Source organism: Lactobacillus sp., from assembly GCF_051873315.1.
Classification (GTDB): Bacteria; Bacillota; Bacilli; order Lactobacillales; family Lactobacillaceae; genus Lactobacillus.
Map to the genome: position 1 here is coordinate 1 of NZ_JBJEES010000149.1, position 5,327 is coordinate 5,327.

A 5,327-nucleotide genomic window follows, 5' to 3' on the forward strand; every position below is an offset into this window, starting at 1 on the left:
CATTTTCCCGGGATACCTTGCCGAAAGAATATAGTACTGCTGGTGAGATGGACTACCACTCACCGGCAACAGTTGTCCGTCAGTCTAATGGGTCTAATGCCCTGTTCTTACACTATACTGGTTATGAAATCGCGCAGGGCAAGCCCAAGCTTCAGGGACTTCCAGCAGCTTACGTCGAAAAGGAAGACGAGGCTGAAACTTTAACGATCAAACTTACCGATGACCTAACGGGACTGAAATACCATCTGCTTTATACTATTTATCGCGACCGGAATGTGATTGCCCACAGCGTTCAGGTATGCAATAAAGGCGAAGAGAATGTCTACCTGGAAAAAGTTGCTTCCATGCAGATAGATCTGGTTGGCCAGGATTTGGAAGTCATTACTTTGCCTGGCGCGCATGCTAATGAACGCCATCCACAAAGATGTGGCTTGGTGCAAGGCCGGCACGTGTTTGAATCACGCCGGGGCTCATCGGGCCATCAAATGAATCCCTTTGTGGCTTTGGTTGAGCCAAAGACTGATGAGTTTAGCGGTGAAGCCTGGGGACTTGCTCTGGTATATTCCGGCAACCATGAATTCGAATTGGAAAAAGACCAGTTGAATCAGCTTCACGTTGCCGTAGGCATCAATGAGTATAATTTTGCCTGGAAACTGTTGCCGGGTGAAATCTTCCAAACGCCAGAAGTGCTGATGGTCTATTCAGCTCATGGTTTGAACGAGATGAGCCAGACTTATCATAGTTTGATCTTAGACCGGGTTATTCGGAGCAAGTTCAAGTATCAAGAGCGACCGATTTTGGTCAACAACTGGGAAGCGACTTACTTTGACTTTGATGAAGACAAGCTGAAGCCAATTGTTGATGAAGCTAAAAAACTCGGTATTGAAATGTTTGTTCTGGATGACGGCTGGTTCGGTCACCGTGATGACGACAACAGTTCACTTGGCGATTGGCAGGTTTATAAGAAGAAGTTCCCGCGGGGGTTGAAGCATTTTGCCGATTACGTTCATGCTCAGGGTTTGAAGTTTGGTTTATGGTTTGAACCAGAAATGATTTCTTATGATTCAAACTTGTACAAGCAGCATCCCGATTATCTGATGCAGGTTCCTGGCCGAAAACCAAGTCCATCGCGGAACCAATATGTGCTTGATCTGGGCAGAAAAGAAGTTCGCGACAATGTTTTTGACCAGATGACCAAGATTTTGGACGATGGCGATATTGACTACATCAAATGGGACATGAACCGCCACTTGTCAGATATCTACCAGGCAGGCTTGCCGGCTGATCAACAAGGCGAAGCATATCATCGCTATGTTTTGGGTCTATATGACCTGGCAGAGCGGCTGGTTGACCGCTATCCAGACATTCTGCTGGAAGGTTGTTCAGGTGGTGGTGGCCGCTTTGACATTGGCATGGCCTACTATTGTCCGCAAATCTGGGCTAGCGACAACAGCGACGCGATTGCTCGCTTGGTTATCCAGTACGGGACCAGCCTTGTTTACCCGCAATCAATGATGACCTCACACGTTTCTGTTTCTCCAAATGAGCAAAATGGCAGAATTACACCTTTTGGTACCCGCGGAGCAGTGGCGATGTGTGGTGACTTAGGCTATGAACTTGATTTGACGAAGATGTCGGAGGAAGACAAGGAAGCAGTCAAGGAGCAAGTTGCGGTTTACAAGCAGACTCGGAAATTGACACAATTTGGCAAGTTCTATACTTTGAAGGCGCCGCTAAACGGCAATCAAGCAGCATGGATGACTGTCAGTGATGATCAAAATGAAGCACTCGTGACGACTGTTAATATTATGTCTTACGCGCAGCCATGCTTGACCAAGACAAAACTCGTTGGATTAAATCCGGATCAGAAGTATCAAGATTTGGAGACTGGGAAAGTATACGGCGGGGACGAATTAATGAACATGGGTTTCTATGATCCGGCAGTTCCCCACCAAGACTTCTCATCAAAAATTTATCACTTTAAGGCGATTGTGGATTAATTGCATTATTGCCATGAACTTCTCAAAAACAAATAAGTTAGGTACAGCGAAAAAGCAGTTTCCTTCGGGAAGCTGCTTTTTGTCTGCATAAAGATATATCAATAAAATAGACAGCAAATTATCATAGAAAACAGAAGATCCGGTTGTCAAAAGGCTTTTTTAGGATAATAATGGTTCATATAGAATAAAAGACTTATGAATATTGGATGTGTTGTGCGTAATGAAAAAGAGATGGTGGATCAAGCTGCTGGTGGTGCTATTTGTGTTCTTCACTAGCGCGGTGGTCATTGGTATTAATGTCTACAGGACCGGGCAAAACCTTGCCCAGCGCTACCAGGCACGGACAGAACTGAACGCTCAGCTGGCAAGTGACTATTTTGAAAAGGAGCTGGAAGAGGGGCAAAACGTTACTGAAAACATTGAATCAGGTACTGTTGGCAATGAAGGCAATACGGCCGTCTTTACCAAAACAGCCAAGTATATGCTGAAGAGATATGACGGTATCTATTCTTTGCAGCTGATCCACAAGGGGCAGAGCCAACGGGTTTACCAGGACAAGGCCAGTGAAAGAGGAAAATCCAGCCTCCTGGCTGATCCCCAGGTCAAGGCGGCTTTTAACTATTGCCGGCAAAAGAAAATCAATGGCATTGTTGGCCCAATCAAGACTGGGGAGGGCCGGGATTCGCTTGCGGTTTGCCAGCCGGTTTTCATCAAGGGCAAGTTCTGGGGTTATTCAGTTGCCTTGATTAAGAAAAAGGATCTGTTTGAATCAACCTTTAAGAAGTTGGACAAACTGGGCTATTATCACTGCTTGTCTAAAACACATATAGTGAATGACAGCTATTATGTCTTAGACTCAAACATGAAAACTGTAGGCCCACGTTCAGCAGTTTCTTTCCGCTTGGGGGGATGCACGTGGAAGCTGGAGGCAGTCAGAAAAGATGCCGGGCAGATGCCGCGGGAAATCAAATCCAGCCTCCTGACAGGCATTTTGACGGTGGTGATCAACACCGCTTTGGCGGCCATCCTGGTCAATTATTTTGAAAGAGGCCGGAAACTGACCAAAATAGTTGACACTGACTATTTGACTGGTTTGATGAGCCGGCAGGCCTTTGATCGGGAAGTCGGCAAGTACTTGCTGAACAATACAGGTAAGCCGGTAATTGGCGCCTTGATCGATATCGATGATTTCAAGTACATCAATGACCTCTATGGCCATGAGGCAGGTGACGCGGCTCTTAAATCCTTTGCCCGGGTTTTGGAGAAAAATTTCAGTCAACTCGGCCTGGTTGGCAGAAATGGCGGTGATGAGTTCGCGGTCTTTTTGGAGCAGACGACGCTGACAGAAGGGCGGATGATTTTCAATAAGCTTTTTAAGCAAAAACTGACCTTCAACTACCAAGGAAAAGATTATCCCTACTCGATTTCCCTGGGCTTTGCCGCATATCCTGACCAAAGCCAATCTAGAGAAGAGCTGATGTACAAGGCTGATGTGGCTCTGTATGCCGTCAAGATGACCGGGAAAGGGGCAATGGCTGGCTATCACCCAGATATGATGAAAGAAGGGCGGGCGCAATTGGGCTTCAACCTGCGGGATCTAGCAGTCAACCTGCCTGGCGCCTTCTTTATCTACCGGGAAGACGACGAGCGGATCCTTTTTGCCAATAATGAGCTCCTCAGGATCATGGAGTGCTCAAGCAGGGAAGAGTTTATCGAATATGTAGGCCAGAAGGTTAAGGGCTTGATTGCTCCAGAGGACTATGACCAAGCTGTTAAGACCTGCAAGGAGCAAGTAGGTGACGGCGATGAAGGTTTGGCTAAACTTGACTACCATGTCATCACCAAAGAGAGCCATAAGCGGATCTACATGCATGCCGTGGCCCACATGGTCAAAAATGACTACTTTGGCAAGATTTATTACGTCATTATCGGCCCGCGGCCAGTGCAAAAATGACAAAAATAGCAAGTGAAAACGCGTCCTATTAAGCAAGGGCGCGTTTATTTATTGTCTGAAGTTTTTGGAGTTCTTTTGCCTGATCTCGCTGGCACTTTCCTGGTAGCATTCAACCAGTGCCCGGTTCATGGACCTGAGACCACTAAAGCCGCACTGCTCAGCGATCGTTTCCAATGTGCCTGGATCGGTTAGAAGCAGTTTCCTGGCCGCGCGGGCTCGCAGATTCCGCAGAAAGGCGGCAACGGTGATCCCCATGTTCTTCTTGAAAAAGCGGGCCAGGTATTCCTTAGAGATATGGGCGTGAGCCGCGATCTCGCTTAAACCGATTGGAGTTTGATACTGGTCGTAGATATAGTCCAGTATCTCCTGCATCCTTTGGGTGATAAAGAGCTTCTTTCCCAGCTCCAGCTGGCGGGGAATCGTGAAGTCTTCCAGCAAGATTTCCAGCACTTCCAGGCTTAAAGCGCAAACCTTGATTTCCCGCAAATCATCTTCCGGTCTTGACCAGGAGTCGTAGATGGCCCCCAGCTTCTTTTGCAGGAGCTGGTAAGCAGCCTGCTGCATTTTTGAAAAAGTTCCTGGATCATTGATCGCAAATTCCAATTCGCTAATTTTCGGGAAAAGACCAGAGACGAAGTTGTAGGGATAGATCATGGACAGGGCCTGGCCATCTTGGTTAGTCTCAATGCTGTGAACGGACTGAGAGTTAACCACGATAATCCGGCCAGGAGAGGTCTGGTAGGTCTGGGCGTCAATCTGGAACTGGTCGATTGACCCGGCCACCGTGTAGCTTATTTCGATTCCTTGATGCCAGTGAGGCGGGATTTCGCTAGGCGTTTCACCATCTGGCAAGGGAAAAGTCATCAGCCAGATAGGCAGGTTGCCGGTTGGCTTGACCAGTTCGTGTTCCAGTTCAGCCATGCTGTTACTTCTTTAAATACGTTCTGAAGAAGTTAAGTTCATCCAGGTTGCATTGCTTGGCGATGTCGTCTCTTTGGTTGCAGTGGAAGACGTGGCCGCGCGGGTTGTCGTTGTCGCCATAAATGTGCAATTCATGCGGGATTTCCTTGGCCAAAAGGTAGCCGTCCAAGCGGACAGCAGAATCGTGCAAAAAGTCCTGGTTGGCGGTCATGATGAAAAGTGGCGGCAAGTTTTGGGTCAAGTACTTCTCCGTGTCCAGCATCTCTTCTTTTCCCTTGACTGCTTCCGGGGTAAAGTAGGCGCCAGGTGCTCCATTGGTAAAGCCCGGTGTGAGCATGAAGTAGGCTCCGCAGTTAAGCGCGGCTGCTCTGACCGTCAGTTTTGGCAATTCGTAGGCAAAAAGCTGGCGGAACTTATCGTTAGTCAAGATAGCCAGGTATTGTTCTTCCATC

Annotated in this window: 3 protein-coding genes and 1 pseudogene; 2 read left to right on the top strand and 2 right to left on the bottom strand. The window is 47.6% G+C overall.

Features of this window, described 5'->3' with window-relative positions:
- Both ACI32D_RS09120 and ACI32D_RS09125 read left to right on the top strand, forming a co-directional pair.
- Nucleotides 1-2,000: alpha-galactosidase (locus ACI32D_RS09120; RefSeq protein WP_439776257.1), on the top strand; the 2,000-nt coding region annotated here is incomplete at its 5' end.
- A 220-nt stretch (nucleotides 2,001-2,220) separates the two neighbouring features.
- Complete coding sequence (locus ACI32D_RS09125; protein WP_439776258.1) at nucleotides 2,221-3,954, top strand: GGDEF domain-containing protein; 1,734 nt, start codon at nucleotides 2,221-2,223, stop codon at nucleotides 3,952-3,954.
- Between the two features lie 48 nt (nucleotides 3,955-4,002).
- Here the strand turns inward: ACI32D_RS09125 and ACI32D_RS09130 are convergent, their stop codons facing one another.
- Both ACI32D_RS09130 and ACI32D_RS09135 read right to left on the bottom strand, forming a co-directional pair.
- A complete protein-coding gene (locus ACI32D_RS09130) occupies nucleotides 4,003-4,875 on the bottom strand; it encodes an AraC family transcriptional regulator (RefSeq protein ID WP_439776259.1) in 873 nt (290 codons plus the stop codon).
- A 4-nt stretch (nucleotides 4,876-4,879) separates the two neighbouring features.
- Nucleotides 4,880-5,327: pseudogene (locus ACI32D_RS09135) on the bottom strand (alpha/beta hydrolase); the annotation flags it as partial.

Excerpts from the sequence above, each read along its gene's own strand:
- ACI32D_RS09125 (WP_439776258.1), top strand. The coding sequence starts at position 2,221 with ATGAAAAAGAGATGGTGGATCAAGCTGCTGGTGGTGCTATTTGTGTTC.
- ACI32D_RS09130 (WP_439776259.1), bottom strand. The coding sequence starts at position 4,875 with ATGGCTGAACTGGAACACGAACTGGTCAAGCCAACCGGCAACCTGCCT.